This window comes from Streptomyces sp. NBC_00029 (assembly GCF_045160505.1).
In the GTDB taxonomy this organism is placed as follows: domain Bacteria; phylum Actinomycetota; class Actinomycetes; order Streptomycetales; family Streptomycetaceae; genus Streptomyces.
Window position 1 is genome coordinate 4,180,296 of sequence record NZ_CP108292.1, and the last position, 22,491, is coordinate 4,202,786.

Below are 22,491 nucleotides of genomic sequence, written 5' to 3' on the forward strand. Positions count from 1 at the left end.
CCTCTCGTCACGGCGTGCTCAGCTTGGTGATCTCCGCCCCCAGCTCCGCTACGCGGTGGTCGCGGCTCAAGGGACCGAACTCGTCGCACAGGGCTCGGAGTCTACGGGCGACGTACCCAGATGCTGAGGCTCGGGCCAGACTCACGGCCTCCCACCCGTATGCCAAGACCTGGTCGGGGTCACGCCGCTTCGCTCCGATGGCGGCCAGGCTGGTCAGCACCACGCTCCGGCGCCGGTACGACTGCCCCGACGCAAGGGCCGTCTGCGCCAGTGCCGTCTTCAACGTCGCCTCCGCCAGGTCCAGGCGGCCTAGCTGCACGTAGCGAGCTCCCCGCTCCTCGGCCAGGCGGGAGCCGTCGAAGCGGAGCCATCCGCCGTTCGTACTGCCATCGGTAAGGTCCCTGACCTTCTCGGCCTGGTCCAGCGCGCGTTCACACGCTGTGAGGTCCCCAAGTCCGGCGTAGGCCTCTGCTTGGACAGACGCGACCCAATACCGCGTCGAAAGGTCACTGTCCCCCCGCCCGGCCAGCCGCTCGGCCGCACCCAGCATCTGTGCCGCTTGGCAGTAGCGCTGCTCAGACATGTCCACGTAGGCGTGGCGTACGAGGGCACAGGCCCACAAGTCGTACGCACCCGCGTCTTTGCTGACCGAGGCGGCGAGCGAGTACGAGGCTGCAGCGTCGGTGTATCGGTTTCCGTCGAAGGCGACTTCGCCCGCCATCTGGAAGAGGTTGGCCGCTGCGCTCAGGAGGGGGCGGGAACCGCCTCGGCTGGCTGCCAACGCTTCATTCAGAGTCGACAGCTGGTCACGGATGACGGGGTAGACCGAACCTTTCGAGCGCGCAAGTTGGTAGACCTGCCACAAGTGGCTGTTCATCCGCTCGAAGTCGGCGGGAAGCCCCCTCAGCACCCCATCGGTGAAGGCGTCGGCCTCGTCGACCGGCAGGGCTGTCAGGGCTCCGCTGACCGTCAGGATGCGAAGGAATTCGCGGCGAATCATGTCGTCGGGGTCTCCCGCGCTCGGGTGGTTTTTGGACTGCGGCCCCGTGGCCTCCTGCCCTGCGGCTCGTAGCTCTGTCAGGAGGGCGTCAAGCTCTTGGAGGCTGACTTCGAGGGCGATGGCCAAACCTCGCCGCTGGGGTGGCTGCGGTTCGATCCTGCCACTCTCCCAGCGCCCGACCGTCGTACGGTCAACGCCGAGCAGCCCGGCCAATTTCTCCTGACTGTAGCCCAGGGTCTTACGCCGTTCGGCTAATCCCATGACGACCTCTTCCCGCGACCTCGAAGCCTGCGGTACCCGTGCACGGATCTGATCCAAGAATGCGGCATTCATGCCGTGGAGTCCCCCGACTTCCTCCGGTTCCATGGAGGTTGTCGCGAACCGGCAGGGCATGACACAGCGAAGGGTGCCGACATGGCAACGCAGAATGGCACAGAGGGACACGACCACGAATCACACTCGCGTCCTCTCGAACTCGCGGCGGAGCCTCGCCTCCTCATGACGCTTCGCGTGTCTCGCGACTCCGGTCGTACGTGGACCCGGACGACCAATGTCCAGGCGGGCGACTCGTACGTCATCCTCTCGGACCCGGGCCGCTACCCGCCGTGCGAATGCCCGCGCTGTGGTTTCCAGCTGGGATCTGCCCGTGCGCAGAGCCTGCGCTCCAAGGGGTGAAGCCAGCGCATCCTCTTCAGGAGGGCAGGGAGCAGTGCGAAACGATCACGCAAGCAGCAGGCCGGCTTGGGTCGGCGATCTGGTCAAGGACGAGGACGGCCGGGTTGCGATCGTCACCGACGTCGCAGCCGGTGCCGTATGGATCCTTCGCCCCGTTGGCTGCCTCCTCGCAGACCTGTGGACCACCACCGACCCCGACAGCCTCTTCGTCCTCATGACACGAGCACAGCGCGTCGCCTCCCGATGACCTCGGTGCGGCAGAAAACGCCTCCAGAGCCGTCCGATGTCCAGACATGGAGAATGCGAATGTTCAATCACGCCGACCGAGTGCCCGCCGGCGACGCCCTGCCCACGGGGCGTCTCACACCCGTCCCATGGGGTGTCCAACGCATGATCCCGTACCCCGCCGTTGCTCTCGCCTACGGACGCGCCGAGATCGACGCAGACACACAGGCCGCCCGCTACTACGACACCGATGGGCAGCCGATGATGATGCCGGAGCACGGAACCAGCACCGGTACCAACCCTGCCACCAACACAGGAAACCCTTCCGACGGCAGCAGCGGAGGCGGTTCAGGCGGCGGTGACCAGGACACCGGCAACGACAACGACCAGTGAGCCGCTCCGGCCCGGTGCTGGTCGTCACCATGAAAGACGACCCCACGGCCGACCTGGTGATCCGCGAGCTGCACGGTCGGGAAGTCCCGGTCGTACGGCTCGATTCCGGGGACTTCCCAGCCACCTTGGCGTTCGCGGCATACGTCACGCCCGATGGCATCGAAGGGTCCTTGACCACCCCGACCCGAACCGCGGACCTTACTGGGATCCGGTCCCTGTACTACCGTCGACCGTCCGGATTCGCCTTCCCCCACCTGTCCGGGCATGACGCCCGGTTCGCACTCACTCAAGCCCGGTACGGACTCGGTGGCGTCATCGCCTCCTTGCCCGGCTGCCTCTACGTCAACCATCCGCACCGCATCGGTGACGCCGAGTTCAAGCCTTCCGGCCTCGCAGCCGCCGTCACCTCCGGTTTCGACGTCCCCGCCACGCTCGTCACGTCCGACCCCGGTGCCGCCCGCACCTTCATCAAGGATCACTGTGGGCCGGTGATCTACAAACCTCTGTCGACACCGCTCTACCGGATCGGCGGTGTCTCCTGCACCGTCGAAGTGAAGACGGTGACGGCCGACGAGATCGACGACCGAGTCTCCGGTACAGCTCACCTGTTCCAGCACCTCGTACCCAAGTCGGCCGACGTACGAGTGACCGTGATCGGTGACCGAGTCTTCGCGGTCCGCATCGAATCTGCGCTATTGGACTGGCGGACCGACTACGAACAGCTGGTCTACAGCGTCGTACAACCCCCACCCCACATCACCGCATCGCTCTTCCGCTACCTGTCTCTGTTCGGGCTGGTCTTCGGCGCTTTCGACTTCGCCATCGACCATTCCGGAGGATGGTGGTTCCTCGAATGCAACCCCTCCGGACAGTGGGCATGGCTGGAGCCCGAAACCGGCTTGCCCATGGTGGCGGCCATGGCTGATCTCCTGGAAAGGAAATGCGCGTGACCGACGACGCCGAGAAGCTGCGGTTGCGGCTCGCCGGACAGCTCGCCGATGCCGGCCATCTGCGCACGGACCCGTGGCGCCAGGCGGTCGAAGCCGTGCCACGTCACGAGTTCCTGCGGGGCGGGTACTTCGAACGCATCGATGTGCCGGGCCGCCCTACAGCCTGGACACCCGCCATGCCTGAGAACCCGTCATGGCTGGAGGCCTGCTACACGGACGACTCCCTCGTCACGCAGATCGCAGGCACGATCGTGCCTGGTGACCTGCGTGGTGAGATCACGCACCTGCCCACGTCGTCCGGCACCCTGCCGTCCTTGGTCGTGCGGATGCTCGAAGAGCTCCAGATCGATGAAGAACACCGGCTGCTCCTCATCGGCATCGGAACCGGCTACTCCAGCGGCCTGGCCTGTCACCGCCTCGGCGACGCTCACGTAACCGCTGTGGAGATCGATCCAGACGTCGCCGCCCATGCCCGCAGCGCGCTCGGCCGGTGCGGCTACGCACCAACGGTCGCCGTCGGCGATGGTCTGGCCGGGTGGAAAAACGGCAAGCCGCACGACCGGGTCATCGCCTACTGCGGAACGGTCACCATTCCGTACGAGTGGGTGGATCAGACCGCGCCCGGCGGAACCATCGTCACCACCGTCGGCGGATGGATGTACTCCTCCGAGCTCGCCCGCCTCACGGTCGCCGCAGACGGCACCGCGTCAGGCCGGTTCCTCCACGGCCGGAACTCCTTCATGCTGGCCCGCCCGCAGACGCCCCCTCCACTGGGGCTCCTCCCCGACCTCGACCAAGCCGACGAACAGCCCACAGAGCTCGCTGCCCCCATGCTCGACGACTGGGACACGCGGTTCGTCGCCCAGCTCGCCGCTCCGCGGACTCAGCGCATGACCTTGGACCGCGACGGCCGAACTGAGCACGTCCTCCTCGATGTCGAGGCGGGCGCATGGGCCGCGCTGCGGCAGGAGGGAAGTCGATGGCTCGTTCGGCAGGGAGGACCGGATCGCCTCTGGGACCGGATCACAGACCACGTCACCCGCTGGCGCCACGACGGATCGCCCACTCTCGACCGGTTCGACATCACGGTCACGCCTGAAGGGCAAACGATCACATGGCGACGCTGATCGCCCGCTCTGCACCCCAGACGGGGCACGGACGCGGTCCCTGGGCAGCGCGTAGCGATCTGGGGCGGCTTATGTCCGGCCCCTGACGGCTCGCGGACGCGGTCGGGCAGGAGCACGTAGCGATTGGGGGCGCTCCGGGCTCCCGCCCGGGCTCCTCCGGCGCCCCGATGGTCTCTTCACGCCCGGCCCGTTCCTTTGGGGGTTTCCCGGCAGCCTTTCGTTTCTCCGGGGCGGGACGGTCGGTCAAGGGTGGCCGCAGGCCATCGCGCAGCGACGCGACGACGAAGGAGGAGCGCCCTTGAGGGACCGGCCCGCCCCGGAGGGACGATGGGACTGACGGGAAACCCCCATACCCATCCCTGATGCCGCCCGGCCGGCTCCCGCTCCCCGAAGCCCCCGCCCGGCTTCCCGACCCCGGGCGACCGGCCCCGGAGCCGTCCCGCACCCGGGGGTGGGTGGGCAGCCGCCGCCCGGGGTGGCGGGGCCACGGGGGTGGAGGCCCCGCGCGCGCAGGGCCTCGTACTCCCCGGCCCCTTACAGCCTGCTCAGCGACGCCGCCGCGAAGAGGACGTCGCGGATCGCCTCGCGGTCCCCGTGCTGGCCCACCGCCGCCTCTTCCGGCGAGATGTGGCCCGCGGCCAGCTGGCAGAACTCGATGCCGTCCAGGGCGATCTCCGCCACCGTCCGCTCCGGCGACGGTTTCGCGCCGGGCGAGTCCAGTGCGATGTCCCAGCCGCCGCCACCCGCTCCCTCGATCTCCAGGTGCAGCGTCCGGCCCGGCGCGCCCGCCGCGACCAGGCCCCGCGCCGGGGCGGCCAGTCCCGCCCGCCTGCGCTGCGCCAGCGCGCCCGGCAGGAGCCGCGCCGCCAGGTCGATCATCCCGTGCAGGTGCGGCCCCGACGGCGGCTCGTACGGATAGTCCACCGCCTCCGCGATGTCCCACGCGTGCACCCAGCACTCGAAGGCGCGCTCCAGGAACGCGTCGCCGAGCGGCAGCGCGAAGCCGCCGTAGTCCACGGCCAGCTCGGCGACTCCCCGGCCGGCGAAGGAGACCGTACGCACCAGCGTGTGGCCCTGTTCCCGCCACGGGTCGCGGACCTGGCGCGTGATCGGGTTCACCGACGCTCCCCAGAAGTGCTCCGTCCGTACGGTCGGCCCGCCCTTCGGCGCGTCCGGACCCAGCGGGTCGTCCAGCCCCAGCGCCGAGGCGATCAGCCCGTCCACCGTCAGCAGATGGCCGATCACCCCCGCCACCGTGGTCCGCTGCGACCGGCGCTGCTCCTCCTCGAACCACTTGAGCCGCACCGGGGTGTGCCACTCCGAGTCCCCGAAGTCCTGCAGCAGCGCGTCGAGCCGCGCGGTCTCGGTGTCGTACGGACTCGCCCACACCGGCACCGGAATGCGCGCCGGCCGCTTGCCCAGGCAGTCCTCCAAAACGCGCGAGCGCAGCAGCGGCTTCAGGTCGAGGCTCTCCTCGGGGTGCAGCAGCCCGACCGCGTCGCGCAGCCGCAGCGCCTCCTCCGCGCAGGGCGCGCACTCGGTGAGGTGGTCCTCCACCGCCTGGGTCTCCTCGGCCGAGCAGGCCGCCAGCGCCCACGCCCCGAGCAGGGACTTCAGCACCGCGTGCGAGGGCGGCGGAGGTGGATCGGCCGGCGGCGGAGGCGGCGGCGGGAGGGCCGGTGACAGCGGCGGGGGCGGCAGCGGCGGCAGCGACTGCGGCGCGTACCCCGGATCGAGATCGTCGGCGGCCCCGCGCGGACCCGGTATCCGCGCCTGGCCGCCGGGACGCTCGTATCCGTCATCGGGCGACTGGGCAGGGCCGTTCATCGATTGGTTCCATATCCGGACTGGGCGGTTTCCTCCTGCGGGAGGGCGTTGGCCGTCGACAGCAGCTGCAGGCCGAGCCGCAGCCGGCGCCGCGCCTCGTCCTCGCTGATCTGCAGGTCGGCGGCGGCCTGCCGGTAGTCGCGCCGTTTGAAGTACGCGAGTTCCAGCGCGGCGCGCAGGGGCGCGGGCATCGAGGTGACGATGTAGTCCGCGCGGGCCGCCGCGTTGGCGCTGCGCACCTTCTGCTCCAGCTCCTCGCGGGAGCCCCGGCCCAGTTCGGCCTGGCGCAGCCGGGCCACTGCCTGGCCCTGGGTGATCCGGGCGACCCAGGAGCGCATGGAGCCCTGCTTGGGGTCGTAGGCGTCCGGGTTCTCCCAGATGTAGCCGAACACCTCGCGGGTGATCCGGTCCGCCGCCTTCTCGTCGCCCAGCACCCGGTGCGCCAGGCTGTGCACGAGCGAGGCGAAGCGGTCGTACAGCTCTCCGAGCGCGGCGGCTTCGCCACGGGCGAGCCGCTGCTGCATGCGGCGGTCCCAGCGCGGTGGTGCGTCCTTCGGCATGAATGCCCCCAGCCGTGTGTCGACGCATCGAATGTAGTGGGCACATGGCGGATCGCGCCTGTTTTGGAAGAACCTCCCCCTGGAAGTGCGCCCTGCGTGATAGGCGGGTGGCAGGGTGTGAACGGTGGTACGCCCGAGGGCACATGGGGACAGGTGTACGCGCCCCACCGCGCTCCCCGTGCGCGGGTTCGATGCGGCCGCCTCCTTGACCGCTTCGCTTAACGCGCAGGCCACGTAGGCCTTACGCTCCTGCCTTGTCTTGATCTGAACCCCACTGCACAAGTGAAGGCGGAACGCCGAATATGGAAAGCGCAGAATACGAGCGCAAGATCGCCGCCCGATTCGCCACCTTCGACCAGGACGGGTCCGGCTATATCGACCGGGAGGACTTCAGCGCGGCCGCGAAGGCCGTCCTGGCCGAATTCGGCACCACGGCCCGGTCGGACAAGGGCCAGGCCGTCTTCGCGGGCGCCGAGGCCTTCTGGCAGGGCATGGCCGGCATCGCGGACGTCGACGGGGACCAGCGGGTGTCCCGCGAGGAGTTCATCACCGGGGCCGCGAAGCGGCTGCGCGACAACCCGGAGCGCTTCGCGGAGATCGCGCGGCCGTTCCTGCGGGCCGTGATCGCGGTGGCGGACGAGGACGGCGCCGGCGCGACCCCGCCGAACGCGGCCCGGGTGCTGCGCGTCCTCGGCACGGCTCCGGAGCTGGCCACGCAGGTGGCCGCAGCGCTGGACGCCGACGGCGACGGCCGTATCTCGGAGGACGAGATCCTGACGGCCTTCGCGGGCTACTGCGGCGTGGAAGCCCCCGACGCGTAACGCCTGCGGCGCGCTCGGCAGGTGACGGCGGGGCCACGGCCCCGCCCCCGCAGCCGGGCCACGAGCGGCCTGCGGCCGAGCGGCGGAGCCGAACCGCCCGGCGCCGCCCACCGGCCTGCCCTGCGCCGCCCGCCGGCCCGGGCGGCCCGGCCGACCGCCCGGTGCGGGGCGCGCGGTGCGGGGCGCACGGTGCGGGGCGCACGGTGCGGGGCGCACGGTGCAAGGCGCACGGTGCGAGGCGCGGTGACCCAGTGCGGACCGGCATCCCGGGGCGCCGCCCCGGACCCCGCAGCTCAAAGCGCCGACGAGGGGTCTGTTCGCCGCGCGCCGGCGAGGCCGTACCGGCTACGCGAAGACGACCGTGCGGGCACCGTTCAGCAGCACGCGGTGCTCGCTGTGCCACTTCACCGCGCGCGCGAGCGCCTGGCACTCCACGTCGCGGCCGATCGCCACGAGCTGGTCCGGCGTCACTTCGTGGCCCACCCGCTCGACCTCCTGCTCGATGATCGGCCCCTCGTCGAGGTTCGCCGTCACGTAGTGGGCGGTCGCGCCGATCAGCTTCACACCGCGTGCGTGCGCCTGGTGGTAGGGCTTCGCTCCCTTGAAGCTCGGCAGGAACGAGTGGTGGATGTTGATGATCCGCCCGCTCAGTTCCGTGCACAGCTTGTCCGACAGCACCTGCATGTACCGCGCCAGGACCACCAGATCGACGTTCTCGGCGCGCACGAGCTCCAGGAGCTGCGCCTCCGCCTCCGCCTTCGTGTCCTTCGTCACCGGGATGTGCACGAACGGGATGTCGTACGAGCCGACCAGTTCGGCGAAGTCGGTGTGGTTGGAGACCACGGCCGCGATCTCGACGGGCAGGGCGCCGATGCTCGAGCGGAACAGCAGGTCGTTCAGGCAGTGCCCGAACTTGGACACCATGAGGATGATCCGCATGCGCTCCTCGGAGCGGTGGATCTGCCAGTCCATCCTGAACGAGTCGCCGATAGCGGCGAAGCTGGCCCGCAGCTTCTCGACGGTAACCGGCGGCTCGGCCTCGAAGTGCACCCGCATGAAAAAGAGCCCGGTCTCCCGGTCTCCGAACTGCTGGCTGTCCACGATGTTGCATCCGGTCATGAAGAGATAGCTCGACACGGCATGCACGATGCCCTGCTTGTCGGGGCAGGACATGGTCAGGACGTACTGGGGCTGGGGCTGGGCCGGGGCCTCGTTGTGCGGGTCGCTCATGACCGCACAGCCTTTCACACCGCGCGGGTGAGGATCTTCAACACATCGAGCGAGGTCGGCCGTACGTCCGGGTCGTCCCCGTCCGCCTCCGCCAGCCGTACGTGGGCCTCGCGCGCGGCGCGTACCGCCTCGGGCCACGCGTGGTGCTCCAGGTAGGCGGAGACAGGTGCGTCGGGCCCGACCTGGTGGAGGATCCGGAGCACGCGCAGTACGGCGAGGTCGACGAGGGTCGCCTCCTGGGAATCCCGGAAGATCGTGCCGACGTACTTCTCGGCGGACCAGCTGTCGAGCCAGGTGTCCTCGACGAGCCGGTACACGGCGTCGGTGACGTCGCCGTAGGCCTCGTCGCCGGTCAGCCAGGTGTCCTCGTGGAAGGCCGGGTCGGAAAGCATGTGCAGCGCCGAGCGCACGTTGCCGCGCCAGCGCCACCACGGCATGTCATTGAGGGGCATGCCGCCCATGGTGGAGGAGCGGCCGCCACGGCGGGAAGAGTTCTTCGAACCTTGGGCGAATGTCACGCTTTCGATCGTACGTTCCCGTTCGGCGCGATCTTGAGGCGCCCAGGGGGGACGGCGCCCCCGTAATTCACCTGGGCGTCACCCGATGTTGTGTCCATCTCACTCGACAGTTACCGGCGGGGCGGAATGGTGCATGGACATGACCAACTCGCGACGCGCCGCATCCCTCTCCCGCACCGTCGTGGCCACGGCGATGGGTGCATGCCTCCTCGCCGGGTGCGGGACGCTCCCCGGGGGCTCGGGGGGCTCCGGGGACACCCTCACCGTCATGACCTTCGCCCCTGAGGACACCAAAGCGACCAACATGCCCGGAATGACCGGCATGGCCAAGGCCTACGAGCGCTGGGTGAACTCCAGGGGCGGCATCAACGGCCACAAACTGCGCGTTCTGACCTGCAACGAGAAGAACACGCCCAGCGGCGCCGCCGACTGCGCCCGCAAGGCCGTCGCCGAGAACGCGGTCGCCGTCGTCGGCTCCTACAGCCAGCACGGACGCGCCTTCATGGCCCCGCTGGAGGCGGAGGGCATCCCCTTCATCGGTGGCTACGGGGTCTCCTCCGAGGAGTTCCAGTCCCCCCTGTCCTACCCGGTCAACGGCGGCCAGCCCGTCCTCATCGCGGGCGCCGGCCACCAGCTGGGCCGCGCCTGCGACCAGGTCGCACTGGTCCGCCCCGACACCCTCGCCGGCGACACCCTGCCGGTCCTGCTGAACGCCGGGCTGAGGGCGAACAAGATGGCCGACGCCTCCGACATCCGAGCCGCCGAAGACTCCGCCGACTTCGTTCCCCAGGCCCGCGAGGCCCTCGCGCACACCAGCGGCACCGGCAAGGAGAAGGAAAAGGAGAAGGGCTGCGTGACCGCGGTCCTCGGAGAGCGCACCGAGACCTTCTTCGACGCCTTCCGCCGGACCGACGCCCAGCGCAAGAAGCCGCAGATCTCCTCCGTGCTGGGCAGTGTCAGCCAGTCCCTGGTGGACCGAACGGGCGGCAAGGAGAGCCCGTTCGAGGGCGCGTACCTGACCAGCTGGTACCCGGTCGCCGCCGATCCCCTCTGGGAGCCCATGCGCAAGGTGGTCTCCGATTTCGCGTTCGGCGACGACACGGTCGAACCCGACGACAGCGGGGCGCAGACCACCTGGATCGCGTACACCGTGCTCAGCGAGATCCTCAAGCGCTTCACGGCGGACGAGCCCGTCACCGCCCGCACGATCAAGCGGTCGCTGAACGAGGCGCAGCCGGTCAAGACCGGCGGCCTCACCCCGGACCTGAGCTGGCGCTACCAGGACATGCGCGCCGTCGCCGGCTTCCCCCGCATCGTCAACGGCCAGGTCACCTTCCAGATCGTGCAGGGCGGGCGGCTCGTGGCGCAGCCCGGCGAGCAGTCCCTGGACATGACCCCGACCCTGGTGCAGGCCCCGCGCACGGCCTGACGCGGCACGCGGCGTGGCAGCCGCGGCACGGCTGCCACGGCTACGGCACGGCTGCCACGGCCCGGCTGCACCCCCGGCTCAGAGCTGGGACTTGTCCCGCTTGGTGAGGCCGTACTTGCCGGCGATCGCGTTCCACATCGTCGCGGCCGACTCCTTGGCCTTCGTCGCCTCGCCGCTCGCCTTGTTCCCCTCGGCGGCGTTCTTGGTGGCCTTCGCCTTGCCGTCCTTGCACTTGTCGTCGTCCACGTCGTCCGCCCAGGCCGCGTAGCTGTCATCGGCGTCTGCGGAGGACTGCCAGGCCTTGGTGAGGGCCGCGGACAGCTTCGCGTGGTCCGGGAGCTTGTCCATCTTCAGCTCCTGGAGGCGGGTGACGAGCTCCTCGCGCTGGCGGGCCGCGTCGCGCAGGTCGGCGGCCGCCTGATCGAGGTTGGCGCAGCCCTTGATGTCCTCCACGGCCTTGATCACCGAGGCCCTGCTGTCGTTGCTGTCCGCGAGGAGCTTGTCCAGCTGGACGGCCTGCGGGCGGGCCGGGTCGACCGGGGCCTCGCCGCCGGGGGCGGCGGAAGCGCCGCTCGCCGTCGGGGCGGCGGCGACCGCGCCGGGGTCGTTGTTCTGCGGCTTGCCGTCGGCGAGCAGCGAGCCGACGCCGAGACCGATGACGGCCAGGCCGACGACCACCGCGCCGATGATCGCGGGCGAGATCTTGCGCGCGGCCTCCGGGGGCGGCTGCGGCGGGGCGTACTGCTGCTGCGGGTACGGCTGCTGGGGCTGCTGCGGGTGCTGCTGCTGGTATTGGCGCTGCTGCGGCCGGGGCTGCTGGGAGCGCGGCGGCGGCTGCCGCAGCACCGGCTCCTGGACGGGCGGCATGTGCTGGGTGTGCCCGGCTGAGTCGTCGCCGCGGAAGAGCCCGTCGAACCCCTCGACTCCGGGGACCGGCGGTATGTACTGCGTCGCCGCCTCCTCGTGCGCAGCGGCGGCCGGCACGGGCGCGATGTACTGGGTCGCGGCCTCGTCGTGCGAGGAAGCCGCGGGCACGGGCGGTATGTACTGCGTCGCCGCCTCCTCGTGCGCAGCGGCGGCCGGCACGGGCGCGATGTACTGGGTCGCCGCCTCGGGCAGCGGCGGATAGCCGTAGCCGTGCGGATCCCCCGGCCCCTCGTAACCGGGCCCCACCACGTGCCCGGGCCTGTCGGCCTCCGGGGCGGGATAGGCCTGCGGGTAGCCGTACGCGGCCCCGGGATGCGGCGGCTGAGCCTGCGGCTGCTCGGGATACCCCTGCGCCTGCGGCTGCTCCGGGTAGGGCTGCTGCTGCTCCGGGTACGCCGGATATCCGGACGCCGGGTCCGGACCCCACGGGGCACCCGGCTGGGCGCCCCCTTGTCCGCTCTGCGTCACCGGGACTCCTTCTCCGACTCGCCCGACCCTACGGAACCGTCGGCCCACGCTACCCCGTCACGCACCGCCGCAGTGAGCCCGCCCCGAAGCCCGTCCGGCCCCGCCGGCCCGCAGGCGCCCGCCGTGCCGGGCCCGGGGGGTGTCTTGCCGATCAGCCCGGCGTGATCGGCAAGACGCCCCCTACGCCGTCACCTCCAGCCGCGCCGCGAACTCGCGTACCGCCGCCTCCTCCCGGTACGGATCCAGCCTCACCCGGAAGTCCTCCAGGTACTCCACCCCCCGGTTCGAGCGGAGCCCCTCCAGGAGTTCCGCGGCCCTCGTCGCCGTCTGGCAGGCCTGTTCCACCTCCCGCTGCTGGACCTGCGCCGCCGCCAGCAGCAGGAGCCCGATGGCCCGGCGGCGCGCCTTGTCCGCCGGGAGGCCCCGCAGGGCCTCCTCCGCCCGCCGCGCCGCCGCGTCCGCCTGCCCCAGGTCGCGGTGACAGTGCGCCAGCTCGTCCGCGAGGTACGCCGCGTCGAAGTGGCGGATCCACACCGGGTCGTCGCCCGACTCCGGCTCCGCCCGTTCCAGCGCGCTCACCGCCCGCCCGGACAGCACGGCCGTCGCCCGGGTGTCCCCGAGCAGCGCGTGCCCGCGCGCCTCGGCCGCGTAGAACATCGCCTCGACCCGCGGGGTGACCTGCCCCCGCGTGCCCTCCTGGGCGGCGCGGGCCAGCTGCGCGATCTCCCGCGGGTTGCCCAGTTCGGCGGCGAGGTGGCTCATGGACGCCGCGAGCACGTAGCCCCCGTACGCCCGGTCGCCCGCGGCCTGGGCGAGGCGCAGCGCCTGGATGTAGTAGCGCTGGGCCAGGCCCGGCTGGCCCGTGTCCACCGCCATGTAGCCGGCGAGCTCGGTCAGCCGGGCCACGGCCGCGAACAGGGCCCGCCCGACGGGTTCCCGGTACGAGCCGCCGATCAGCCCGGACACCACCGAGTTGAGGTAGTGCACGACCACCGGCCGCACGTGCCCGCTGCCGAAGCGGTGGTCGAGGTCCTTGAGGGCCTCGGTGGTCGCGCGGACCGCCTCGACGTCGGGCATGCCGACCCGCGAGCCGCCGCTGCGGGCGACCTGGGTGTCGGCCCCGGTGATCAGCCAGTCCCGGCTCGGCTCCACGAGCGCGGACGCGGCCACGCTGGAGCCCGCCAGGAAGTCGCGGCGGCCCACGTCGCTGCGCCACAGCTCGCAGACCTGCTCGATCGCGCCGATGACGGTCGGGGAGAACTGCAGGCCGACGCCGGAGGCGAGGTTCTTGCCGTTGGCCATGCCGATCTCGTCGATGGTGACGGTCCGGCCGAGCTTGCGCCCGAGCGCCTCGGCGATGATTCCGGGAGCCCGGCCGCGCGGCTGCTGGCCGCGCAGCCACCGCGCCACGGAGGTCTTGTCGTAGCGGAGATCGAGGCCGTGTTCGGCCCCGCACATGTTCACGCGCCGGGCGAGCCCGGCGTTGGAGCACCCGGCTTCCTGGATGAGCGCCTGCAGCCGTTCGTTCGGCTGGCGGGCGACGAGAGGCCTGGCTGCCATGAAAACCCCCTGCTGACCGCGGGTGATCCGTTGGAATGATCACTTCCCGCCTGATGTGCGGAGAATCTTCCGCTCTGCGTCGTGTCGCTACCCAACTCCGGCGCCCCGGCCTCCTACGCGCCCCCACGCGTGCACCAGTGCGCCCCGTATGCAGGATCGATGCTCCGCCCGCCGCATGGTTTACGCCCGTAACCCCGGGTGACCCGGGGAGTTGTGATGGGCGTGGAAGAGACCATCGGAGTCACGGAGACCGCACCCATCCCCAAGCAGCGCGGCGAGCAGCTGCTGGACCATGCCGTGCGGTACGCGGAAGAACGGCACTGGGATGTCTTCGCCGGCACCTGGTTGGAGCCCGGGGACGGCCGCGAGCTGTGCTCCTGCGGGGCGGCGGAGTGCCCGGCGCCCGGCGCGCACCCGGCGGTGAAGGACTGGGCGGCGCAGGCCACCGGCAGCGCGGTGCAGGTCCGCAGGATCTGGGCGAAGCATCCGCAGGCCTCGATCCTGCTGCCGACCGGCCGGACGTTCGACGCGCTGGACGTACCCGAATCGGCCGGATTCCTCGCGCTGGCACGGCTGGAGCGGATGGAGCGCACCCTCGGCCCGGTCACCCTCACCCCCGACCACCGGATGCTGTTCTTCGTCCTGCCGGGAGCCGGTGTCAAGGTGCCCGACCTGGTGCGCAAGCTGGGCTGGCCGGCGGCCACGATCGACCTGGTCGCGCGCGGCGAGGGCGAGTACGTGGCGGCGCCGCCCACCCGCTTCGGCGGCCGGGGCTCGGTCCAGTGGGCGCGGCGGCCCACGCCCGCCAACCGGTGGCTGCCGGACACCGAGGAGCTCATCGACGCGCTCGCGTACGCGTGCGGGAGCGAGGCCGCGGCGGAACGCAAGCGCCGCCAGGGCTGACCGACACCGGAACGCGCCCCCGGAATCCGCCCGCCGGACCTGCGAAATCAGGGCGAAAACTGATGACATAAGTAACTGCTCAAGCCTCTCCCCCTCCTCCTATGGTGAAGAAGGAACGACCAACGGGGACGTAATGAGAGGCAGGCGCATGCCGGACCAGGGCGATGCGACGGGTGGGACGTACGGCACGGGTGGCGCGCGATCCGCGCCGCCCGCCGTGCGGGTGGAAGGTCTGTGGAAGCGGTTCGGCGACCAGGTCGCCGTCGCCGGGATCGATCTGGAGCTGCCCGCGGGCCAGTTCATCGGCCTGGTGGGCCCGAACGGCGCGGGCAAGACGACGACGCTGTCGATGGTGACCGGCCTGCTGCGCCCCGACATGGGGCGCGTCCACGTCGCGGGACACGACGTGTGGGCGGACCCGGCCGAGGTGAAGGCGCGGATCGGCGTACTGCCCGAGGGCCTGCGCCTCTTCGAGCGGCTGTCGGGGCGCGAACTGCTCGGCTACATGGGCCGCCTGCGCGGGCTGCCGGGCGAGGAGACCGACAAGCGGGCGACGCAACTGCTGGAGGTCCTCGACCTCGCGGGCTCGCAGCACAAGCTGGTCGTGGACTACTCGACCGGTATGCGCAAGAAGATCGGCCTGGCCGCCGCCCTGCTGCACAACCCGGAAGTGCTCTTCCTGGACGAGCCGTTCGAGGGCGTCGACCCGGTGTCCGCACAGACCATCCGCGGGGTGCTGGAGCGGTACACGGCCTCCGGTGCCACGGTCATCTTCTCCTCCCACGTGATGGAGCTCGTCGAGTCGCTGTGCGACTGGGTGGCCGTGATGGCCGCCGGGCGGATCCGCGCCGCGGGCCCGCTGACCGAGGTACGGGGCTCCGCGCCCTCCCTGCAGGCCGCCTTCCTCGAACTGGTCGGCGCGCACGGGCGCGACGCGGCCGGGGACTCGCTGGAGTGGCTCGGTGGCGGTGCCGGGGCGGGATCGCGATGACCTCGCCCGCCAGTCCTGCCGCCGGCCCGGCCGTGGTGGCCGCCGTCACCACCGGGTCCACCGGAACCTCCGGGGCCTCTTCCGTCGCATCGGTCCCGCTGACCCCGATCTTCGTCCGGCTCAAGCTGTCGCTGCTGCGCAACGGCCTGAAGGGCTCCTCGAAGCGCAAGGCCGCCTACTTCTCGTCGCTCGCCTTCGCACTGGTCGTCGGCTTCTTCATCACGCTCGGCCTGGCCCTGCTGCACGGGCACGCCCGCGCGGACACGGTCGTCGTCCTGCTGGCCGCGATCCTCGCCCTCGGCTGGGCCTTCGTGCCGCTGTTCTTCTCCGCCGGGGACGAGACGCTCGACCCGAGTCGGCTGGTGATGCTGCCGCTGCGCCCGCGTCCCCTCGTACGGGCGCTCCTCGCCTCCTCGCTGGTCGGCATCGGGCCGCTGTTCACGCTGTGCCTGGCCGTCGGCTCGGTCGTGGCCGTGGCGCGCGGCGCCGCCGGGGCGCTGGCCGCGGTGGTGGCCGCGCCCCTGCTCGTACTCGGCTGCGTGACCCTCGCACGGGCGGTGGCCACGGCCAACATCCAGCTGCTGACCAGCCGCAAGGGGCGCGACCTGGCCCTGCTGAGCGGCCTGGTCATCGCACTGGGCGCGCAGCTGGCCAACTTCGCCAGTCAGCGCCTGTTCGAGGCGGGCGGTCTGGCCACGCTGGAGCCCGCCGAGGCCGTGGTGCGCTGGCTGCCGCCGGCGACCGCCGTCGGCATGGTGGACTCCGTGAGCGACGGCGCGTACGGGGTGGCCGCCGCCCAGCTGGCGCTGACCCTGGCCGCCGTGGCCGCCCTCCTGTGGTCGTGGGAGCGGAGCCTGACGAAGCTGATGGTCGCCCCGGACGGCTCGACGATCGCGGCCTCCCGGCCGGCGAAGGACCGCACCGAGGGCGGGCTCTGGGCCCTGCTGCCCGCGGGCCGGACCGGCGCGGCCATGCAGCGCACGCTGCGCTACGTCGTACGCGACCCGAAGACCAAGGCCGCCTGGGTGAGCGCACTGGCGTTCGGCCTGATCGTGCCCGTCTTCAACGCCCTGCAGGGCACGGGATCGGTCTACCTCGGCTGCTTCGGCGCGGGCATGCTCGGCATCCAGATGTACAACCAGTTCGGGCAGGACACCTCGGCGTTCTGGATGGTCGCGCAGACCATCTCCACCACGCGCGACGCGTACGTGGAACTGCGCGCCCGGGCCGCCGCACTGGCCCTGGTCATGGTCCCGTACACGGTGGTCGTCACGGCGACCACGGCCGCCGTGCTCGGCGACTGGTCCAAGTTCTTCGCGGCCACTGGCCTGGCCCTGGCCCTGCTGGGCGCGATGATCTGCACGGGGGCGCTGGCCTCGGCCCGGTACCCGTACTCCATCCCCTCGGACGGCGCCTTCAAGAGCGTCGCCCCGGGGCAGGGCGGGCTCGCCTGGGCGGGCCTCATGGGCGGACTGCTGGTCTCGGCCGTGATCGCGGCCCCGGTGATCGTCCTCACGATCCTGCTCAACACGGGCGAACACCAGGGCATCTCGTGGATCGTCCTGCCGCTGGGAACGGCCTGGGGCGCCCTGGCCACGTGGGCGGGCCTGCGGCTCTCGGCGCCGACGGTGGCGCGCAAGCTCCCGGAGATCCTGTGGGCGGTCAGCAAGGGCTGACCTCGGACCACGACGGAAGCGGGCCGGCCTCCTCTCCCCTGCGGGAGCGGAGGCCAGCCCGTTCGCGTCGGTCCGCCGCCGGGCGACCCCACCTGCGTCAGCGGGCGGCGAGCAGGGCCAGTACGGCGATCGAGCCCGCGAAGACGATGACGTGGCGGAGGTTCTGCAGACCGGGCATCACCCAGTCGGGGAAGCCGTCCTCGGCGGCGCGGAGCATGGACCTGACGTCGATGCGCTGCAGTTCGGCGTCGCCGGACCGGGCGAAGGCGGCGGTCACGGACGACCGTCGTACGGACCCCCTGTCGCCCCAACTCGGCCTCGACGGCGGCCTGGGCGCGGGCGCCGTAGCGGCTGCGGACGACGGGGATGCGCAGGAAGGCGACGGCGATCAGGAGCTGCAGGGCGGCGACGGCTTTCATCGGGGTCCTCGTTTCTCGGTGCTTGCCTGGCGACGCCGTCACCATGAAGCCGCCCCCTGACAGCGCCCGGACACCCCGCCGACAGATCGCTGACACGGACCCGAGCGCCATGCCGAGCGGGCCCCGGGCCGGGCCCCGGGGCCCGATGCCCGTTGGCCCGGGGCTCGTTGTCCGGGGGGACAACAGGCCCCGGGGCCGGGCTCGTCAGGGGGCTTCGGCCTTGATGCCGTCGAGGAAGGGTTCCACGGCCGCCCGCCAGGCCGTGGGATGGTCGTAGTGGAGGTAGTGACCCGCGTCGGGGATTTCCGCGTACTGGCCGGCGGGGAGGACGCGGACCATCTCCTGGGCCTCGGCGCGGCCCAGTTCACCGTCGAGGCCGCGGACCACCAGGGTCGGGCAGCGGACCTGGGCGAGCTCCTCCCAGTGGGCGTCGTGGACCCAGGTCTCGCGGGCCGTCAGCATCTGGCGGCGGGAGAAGACCGGGCGCCAGCCGTCCGACGCCTCGTGCATGACCTCGGCGAAGAAGGCGCCGCGGCCGGGGTCGGGGCGTTCCACCCGGGGGTCGTCCTCGCCGAACCATCGGCGGGCCGCGTCCTGGGTGGGGAAGGGCAGGGGCCAGTGGTGGAACCACTCCTCCCATTCCTGCTGGGAGGCGGCGCCGAGAGCGGAGGCGCGCATGTCGCAGATGACCAGGGCCTCGACCAGGTCCGGGCGGCGGGCCGCGAGCTGCCAGGCGGTGAGGGCGCCCATGGAGTGGCCGATCAGGGTCACGGGGGCGAGACCGAGCTGCTCCACGACCGCTTCCGCGTCGGCCACGAAGGCCTCGCGGCCCAGGGAGGTGGGGGTGCCGTCGGGGGCGGCGGGCGGGCGGGCGCTCTGGCCGTGTCCGCGCTGGTCCAGGGCCACGACGCGACGGCGCTCGCGGAGCCAGCGGGCAGTTCCGGCCCAGTGGAAGGCGCGGCCCATCAGGCCGTGCAGTAACAGGACCCCGGGGCGGGCATCGGGCTCGGGCTCTGCTTCGCGGAACTCCCAGGCGGCAAGGCGGACGCCTTCGGCTCCTGTCACATCGACGCGCTGTACCACCGCAGATGCACCCCCTTCGCTCCCCGCCAGACTATCGAACCCGTATTCGAAAACGGGTTTCTCGCCCACAACACCGCTCTTTCGAGTGACCTTGCTCAAGGATTGGCCGCCGCTGCCGATGGAGATCCTTTCAACAGGGAGGCGGGCCGCTCGGGGAAGACGGTCCGAGGGGACGACCTTGAGAGCTCGGGGCTCCAGGTCACAAGGGGAGGATCGGTCCCGGCGCCGAAAGGCGCCGGGACCGCCCGCACCACAAACTGATCGTCCGTACGGGTCAGGACCCTTCGGGTCCCGGCCCGAGCGGACGAGTCCACCGGACGGATCCGCGCCGGCACCAAGGCCGGCGCACCGAGCTCAGCGCTTCGCGACGAACACGTGAGAGGCGACCTCCACGTCCAGCTCGGCGGCCTCGCCGCCACTGCCGACGAGTACGCCGCCCGGGGATTCGGTCACGCTCACCACCGAGCCGGGCTGTACGCCCGCCCGCCGGAGCGTATACATCAGCTGGGCGTCCGTCTGGATCGGCTCGCCGATCCGGCGGACGACCACGGTCTTGCCCTCGGTGCCCGGGTCGAGCTCCGACAGGCTGACCATTCCGTCCTCGAGGAACGGGTCCGCCTCGGCCTTCTCACCCAGCTCCTCCAGACCCGGGATCGGGTTCCCGTACGGCGACTCGGTCGGGTGACGCAGGAGCTCCAGCACCCGCCGCTCCACCGCCTCGCTCATCACGTGCTCCCAGCGACAGGCCTCCGCGTGCACCTGCTCCCACTCCAGGCCGATGACATCGACGAGCAGGCACTCCGCGAGCCGGTGCTTGCGCATGACACGCGTGGCCAGTCGGCGCCCCTCCTCCGTCAGCTCGAGGTGCCGGTCGCTGGCGACGGCCACCAGGCCGTCCCGCTCCATGCGCGCCACTGTCTGGCTCACCGTCGGGCCGCTCTGGTCGAGCCGCTCGGCGATACGGGCGCGCATGGGGACCACGCCTTCCTCTTCCAGCTCGAGGATGGTGCGGAGATACATCTCCGTGGTATCGATCAGTCCGGACATTCGTGCCCCTCGGATTGCGTGCGCTGGCCCTGCCCCCAATTCTGACGCATCGGGCCGACAACCGTCCCGTACCGGGGGTCAAGAGCGCTCCCGGACATCTCCCGGACATCCGCGACAAGATCGCCCGGCCTCGCCCGGGCCCGCGACCAGACCTTTCGGACCGGGATTGACGTTCGTATTGACACGCCCTTGGTCCAGACCGCACGGTGAGCGGCGGACACGGACGCTCCCCCACCCCTGGAAGGGCCCTCGGCGTATGAGCGAGAGCAAGCTGGCCGGTCAGTTCTTCGATGCCGCCATCGGTCTGCTGGAGCGGGTACGGGACGAGGAGGCCCCGCACATCGCCGAGGCCGGCACCCTCATCGCCGACGCGGTCGCCACCGGCAACCGGCTCTTCGCCTTCGGCGCCGGCCACTCCTCGCTGCCCGCCCAGGACGTGGTCTACCGGGCCGGCGGCCTCGCCCTGATGAACTTCCTCGCCGTCCCCGGCACCGCCGGCATCGACGTCATGCCGGCGACCCTCGGCAGCGCCCTGGAGCGGGTCGACGGCCTGGCCGGCGCCGTCCTGGACAGCAGCCCCGCCTCCGACGGCGACGTCCTCGTGATCATCTCCCTCTCCGGGCGCAACGCCCTGCCCGTCGAGATGGCGATGAACGCCCGCGCCATCGGCCTCAAGGTCATCGGTGTGACCTCGGTGGCGTACGCGACCGGGACCAAGTCGCGGCACGTCTCCGGCACCTTCCTCAAGGACCACTGCGACGTCGTCCTCGACAGCAAGATCGCGATCGGCGACGCCGAGCTGAGCATCGACGGCATCGACGCGCCCTTCGCTCCCGCCTCCACCGTCGTGACCAGCGCGATCATGCAGGCGGTCATGGCGGCCGCGGCCGGCGAGCTCGCCGGCCGCGGGGTGGAACCCCCGCTGCTGCGCTCGGGCAACGTCGACGGCGGCCACGAGTGGAACGGCCGCGTGATGCAGGAGTACGGCGACCGGATCTTCTTCCGCCACTGAGCCCCCTCCCGCCCCGGCCCGCCCGCCCCGGCCCGCGCCCACTAGTGCTCGTCCGGGCCGGGGTCGTCGCGGCCCGCCGCCAGGTCCAGGTCGGCCGCGACCCGGGCCGCGACCTCCTCCGCGTACGCCGCGTCCGCGCGCTCGAAGGCCACCCGCGAGGGCCCGCGCAGGAACGTCAGCGCCCCCAGGGTCCGCCCCCGGCTCCGCAGCACCGTGCACAGCGCGTGCGCCGAGCCCTCGGGCCATTGCCGGGCCTGCGCCCACTGGGCGTCCGCCTCCCCGCGGGGGGCGCTGCTGCGCACCGAGCCGATCCGGTCCAGCGCCTGCAGCGCCGGATGCCCGGCCACGTACCGCACGGGGATCGACCCGGGGCCCGGCAGCACCGGCGGTGACGCGGCGGACCGTACGAGCCTCTGCCGCTCGGGGTCGGCCGTGGGGTCCAGTACGTCGAGCAGCGCCTGCTCGGCAAAGCCGGCGAGGGCGAAGTCCAGGCGTACGGCAGCGGCCTCGGCCGGGTCCTCGCACTCGGCGGCGGCCCGCCCGGCCCGGTGGAGCTGGTGCGAGCGGAACCTGAGCTGCGCGGTGTCCAGCTGCTCCTGACGGGCCTCGGTGACGTCCTGGAACAGCCAGCCGACGCCCAGGGGTACAGGCTCCTCCGCGAGCGGCGAGGCCAGCCGCAGGAACCCGCACCGCCAGCACCTGCGCCGCACCCCCTCGGGCGTGCGCACCGAGACCCACAGCTCCACCGGCGCGGGCGGGGCGCCCTCGGCGAGCACGTGCTGGAGTGCGCCCTCCAGCTCCTCGACGCCCTGGGTCAGCAGTTCCCCGAGGGGGCGGCCGAGCAGGGCGGTGCGGCCGGTCCCGAAGGCGCGTGCGGCGTGTGCGTTGACCACGGCGGGCCGCAGGTCGACGTCGACCAGGACGACGCCCCACGAGGCGTCCTCCATCAGGGCCTCGCTCAGCGCGATGGAGCGTTCGAGGTCGATCTGCGCGTGCACCTCGCTGAAGGCGCAGTACACGCCGGCGGGTTTGCCGTCCGAGCCCGGCACTCCGGCGGACTGGGTCCGTACGAGGACGCGCCCGCCGTCCTTGGTCAGCAGCGCGAACTCGTGCACCTGCCGGCCGGGCAGATGCTGGGCGGCCATCAGCCGGTCCTGGACGTCGTGCGCGTCGGCGGCCCGCACCGCCCATCCCTCGAAGCCCTTGCGTCCCACGGCCTCGGTGGCGGTCCAGCCCAGGATCCGCTCGGCCTCACGGTTCCAGTGGGTGATCACCCCGTCGGAGTCGAACGCGCACAGGGCGGCGTCCATCCCGTCCAGCAGCGCGGCGAGCAGATCGTCGGCGGTCTCACCACGTCCGTAAGCACTCACCTGGCACCCCCTGCAGGTGTTCGCGTGTGCGGCACGTCAGATCATTCAACTGGAACGTGACCCAGCCCACACCTATTTCCGCGGATTGGGGGCGAGAAAGGTGCGGGGGACGCCCGGATCCCGGCTCCCGGGTCCGCGCCGGGAACATCCCCGCCCGCGCCGGAACGCGAAAATAAAAGGTTGTGGCCCGGGCGGCGTGTGCCTAGGCTCGGCCGTACACGAGAAGGGAGGTGGTTCCCGAAATGTACGGAAACCGGACGCGTGAGGTGGCTGCGGGCTA

21 protein-coding genes are annotated in these 22,491 nt (G+C 71.7%); 10 read left to right on the top strand and 11 right to left on the bottom strand.

Annotation, left to right across the window (positions count from 1 at the left end):
- Positions 1–7: 7 nt before the first annotated feature.
- Complete coding sequence (locus tag OG753_RS19535) at positions 8–1,261, bottom strand: helix-turn-helix domain-containing protein (protein ID WP_327263047.1); 1,254 nt, start codon at positions 1,259–1,261, stop codon at positions 8–10.
- A gap of 448 nt (positions 1,262–1,709) precedes the next feature.
- Between OG753_RS19535 and OG753_RS19540 the strand changes: the two genes are divergently transcribed.
- From OG753_RS19540 to tgmC, 4 genes are read left to right on the top strand one after another with little or no spacing between them, the layout of a single operon-like run.
- On the top strand, positions 1,710–1,922 hold the full coding sequence (locus tag OG753_RS19540; protein ID WP_327263048.1) for a hypothetical protein: 213 nt from the start codon (positions 1,710–1,712) through the stop codon (positions 1,920–1,922).
- Between the two features lie 59 nt (positions 1,923–1,981).
- Positions 1,982–2,293, top strand: a complete 312-nt coding sequence (gene tgmA / locus OG753_RS19545; protein WP_327263049.1) for a putative ATP-grasp-modified RiPP — start codon at positions 1,982–1,984, stop codon at positions 2,291–2,293.
- Positions 2,290–3,243 carry an ATP-grasp ribosomal peptide maturase gene (gene tgmB / locus OG753_RS19550; RefSeq protein WP_405789384.1) on the top strand — a complete coding sequence of 318 codons (954 nt, stop codon included), beginning with the start codon at positions 2,290–2,292 and terminating at the stop codon, positions 3,241–3,243. Before tgmA ends, tgmB begins: the two co-directional genes overlap by 4 nt.
- On the top strand, positions 3,240–4,370 hold the full coding sequence (tgmC, locus tag OG753_RS19555) for an ATP-grasp peptide maturase system methyltransferase (protein WP_405789386.1): 1,131 nt from the start codon (positions 3,240–3,242) through the stop codon (positions 4,368–4,370). Before tgmB ends, tgmC begins: the two co-directional genes overlap by 4 nt.
- Positions 4,371–4,904: 534 nt before the next feature.
- On the opposite strand, the gene OG753_RS19560 is transcribed toward tgmC, so the two are convergent.
- Both OG753_RS19560 and OG753_RS19565 read right to left on the bottom strand, forming a co-directional pair.
- On the bottom strand, positions 4,905–6,197 hold the full coding sequence (locus OG753_RS19560) for a zf-HC2 domain-containing protein (RefSeq protein WP_327263052.1): 1,293 nt from the start codon (positions 6,195–6,197) through the stop codon (positions 4,905–4,907).
- The gene (locus OG753_RS19565) at positions 6,194–6,757 is read right to left on the bottom strand and encodes a sigma-70 family RNA polymerase sigma factor (protein ID WP_327263053.1); all 564 of its coding nucleotides are present in this window, start codon (positions 6,755–6,757) and stop codon (positions 6,194–6,196) included. The genes OG753_RS19560 and OG753_RS19565 overlap by 4 nt, the downstream gene beginning before the upstream one ends.
- A gap of 302 nt (positions 6,758–7,059) precedes the next feature.
- Here OG753_RS19565 and OG753_RS19570 point away from each other — a divergent pair, with 302 nt between their 5' ends.
- On the top strand, positions 7,060–7,578 hold the full coding sequence (locus tag OG753_RS19570) for an EF-hand domain-containing protein (RefSeq protein WP_327263054.1): 519 nt from the start codon (positions 7,060–7,062) through the stop codon (positions 7,576–7,578).
- 345 nt (positions 7,579–7,923) lie between these two features.
- On the opposite strand, the gene purU is transcribed toward OG753_RS19570, so the two are convergent.
- Both purU and OG753_RS19580 read right to left on the bottom strand, forming a co-directional pair.
- A complete protein-coding gene (gene purU / locus OG753_RS19575) occupies positions 7,924–8,808 on the bottom strand; it encodes a formyltetrahydrofolate deformylase (RefSeq protein WP_327263055.1) in 885 nt (294 codons plus the stop codon).
- Positions 8,809–8,822: 14 nt separating this feature from the next.
- Entirely contained in the window at positions 8,823–9,269 is a 447-nt protein-coding gene (locus OG753_RS19580) for an SCO4402 family protein (RefSeq protein ID WP_327266824.1), read from the bottom strand.
- A 196-nt stretch (positions 9,270–9,465) separates the two neighbouring features.
- On the opposite strand from OG753_RS19580, the gene OG753_RS19585 reads away from it, so the two are divergent.
- On the top strand, positions 9,466–10,755 hold the full coding sequence (locus OG753_RS19585; RefSeq protein ID WP_327263056.1) for an ABC transporter substrate-binding protein: 1,290 nt from the start codon (positions 9,466–9,468) through the stop codon (positions 10,753–10,755).
- A gap of 78 nt (positions 10,756–10,833) precedes the next feature.
- On the opposite strand, the gene OG753_RS19590 is transcribed toward OG753_RS19585, so the two are convergent.
- On the bottom strand, positions 10,834–12,150 hold the full coding sequence (locus tag OG753_RS19590) for a hypothetical protein (RefSeq protein WP_405789389.1): 1,317 nt from the start codon (positions 12,148–12,150) through the stop codon (positions 10,834–10,836).
- A gap of 180 nt (positions 12,151–12,330) precedes the next feature.
- On the bottom strand, positions 12,331–13,710 hold the full coding sequence (locus OG753_RS19595) for a transcriptional regulator (protein ID WP_405789391.1): 1,380 nt from the start codon (positions 13,708–13,710) through the stop codon (positions 12,331–12,333).
- Positions 13,711–13,932: 222 nt separating this feature from the next.
- On the opposite strand from OG753_RS19595, the gene OG753_RS19600 reads away from it, so the two are divergent.
- The 3 genes from OG753_RS19600 (at position 13,933) to OG753_RS19610 (ending at position 17,280) form a co-directional block, all read left to right on the top strand.
- Positions 13,933–14,613, top strand: a complete 681-nt coding sequence (locus OG753_RS19600) for a bifunctional DNA primase/polymerase (RefSeq protein WP_327266825.1) — start codon at positions 13,933–13,935, stop codon at positions 14,611–14,613.
- Positions 14,614–14,761: 148 nt separating this feature from the next.
- Positions 14,762–15,604: an ABC transporter ATP-binding protein gene (locus OG753_RS19605; RefSeq protein WP_327263059.1), complete on the top strand. Its 843-nt coding sequence runs from the start codon at positions 14,762–14,764 to the stop codon at positions 15,602–15,604.
- Positions 15,601–17,280: a transporter gene (locus OG753_RS19610; protein ID WP_327263060.1), complete on the top strand. Its 1,680-nt coding sequence runs from the start codon at positions 15,601–15,603 to the stop codon at positions 17,278–17,280. Before OG753_RS19605 ends, OG753_RS19610 begins: the two co-directional genes overlap by 4 nt.
- A 97-nt stretch (positions 17,281–17,377) precedes the next feature.
- On the opposite strand, the gene OG753_RS19615 is transcribed toward OG753_RS19610, so the two are convergent.
- From OG753_RS19615 to OG753_RS19625, 3 genes are all read right to left on the bottom strand, one after another.
- A complete protein-coding gene (locus tag OG753_RS19615) occupies positions 17,378–17,557 on the bottom strand; it encodes a hypothetical protein (protein WP_327263061.1) in 180 nt (59 codons plus the stop codon).
- 346 nt (positions 17,558–17,903) lie between these two features.
- Positions 17,904–18,782 (bottom strand): alpha/beta hydrolase, encoded by an 879-nt coding sequence (locus OG753_RS19620; RefSeq protein WP_327263062.1) that lies wholly within the window; start codon positions 18,780–18,782, stop codon positions 17,904–17,906.
- 354 nt (positions 18,783–19,136) lie between these two features.
- Positions 19,137–19,829, bottom strand: coding sequence for a metal-dependent transcriptional regulator (locus OG753_RS19625; RefSeq protein WP_030390665.1), 693 nt, complete (start codon positions 19,827–19,829; stop codon positions 19,137–19,139).
- Positions 19,830–20,085: 256 nt separating this feature from the next.
- Between OG753_RS19625 and OG753_RS19630 the strand changes: the two genes are divergently transcribed.
- Entirely contained in the window at positions 20,086–20,841 is a 756-nt protein-coding gene (locus OG753_RS19630) for an SIS domain-containing protein (protein ID WP_327263063.1), read from the top strand.
- A 41-nt stretch (positions 20,842–20,882) separates the two neighbouring features.
- On the opposite strand, the gene OG753_RS19635 is transcribed toward OG753_RS19630, so the two are convergent.
- Positions 20,883–22,211, bottom strand: coding sequence for a PAS domain-containing protein (locus OG753_RS19635; protein ID WP_327263064.1), 1,329 nt, complete (start codon positions 22,209–22,211; stop codon positions 20,883–20,885).
- Positions 22,212–22,491 lie beyond the last annotated feature (280 nt).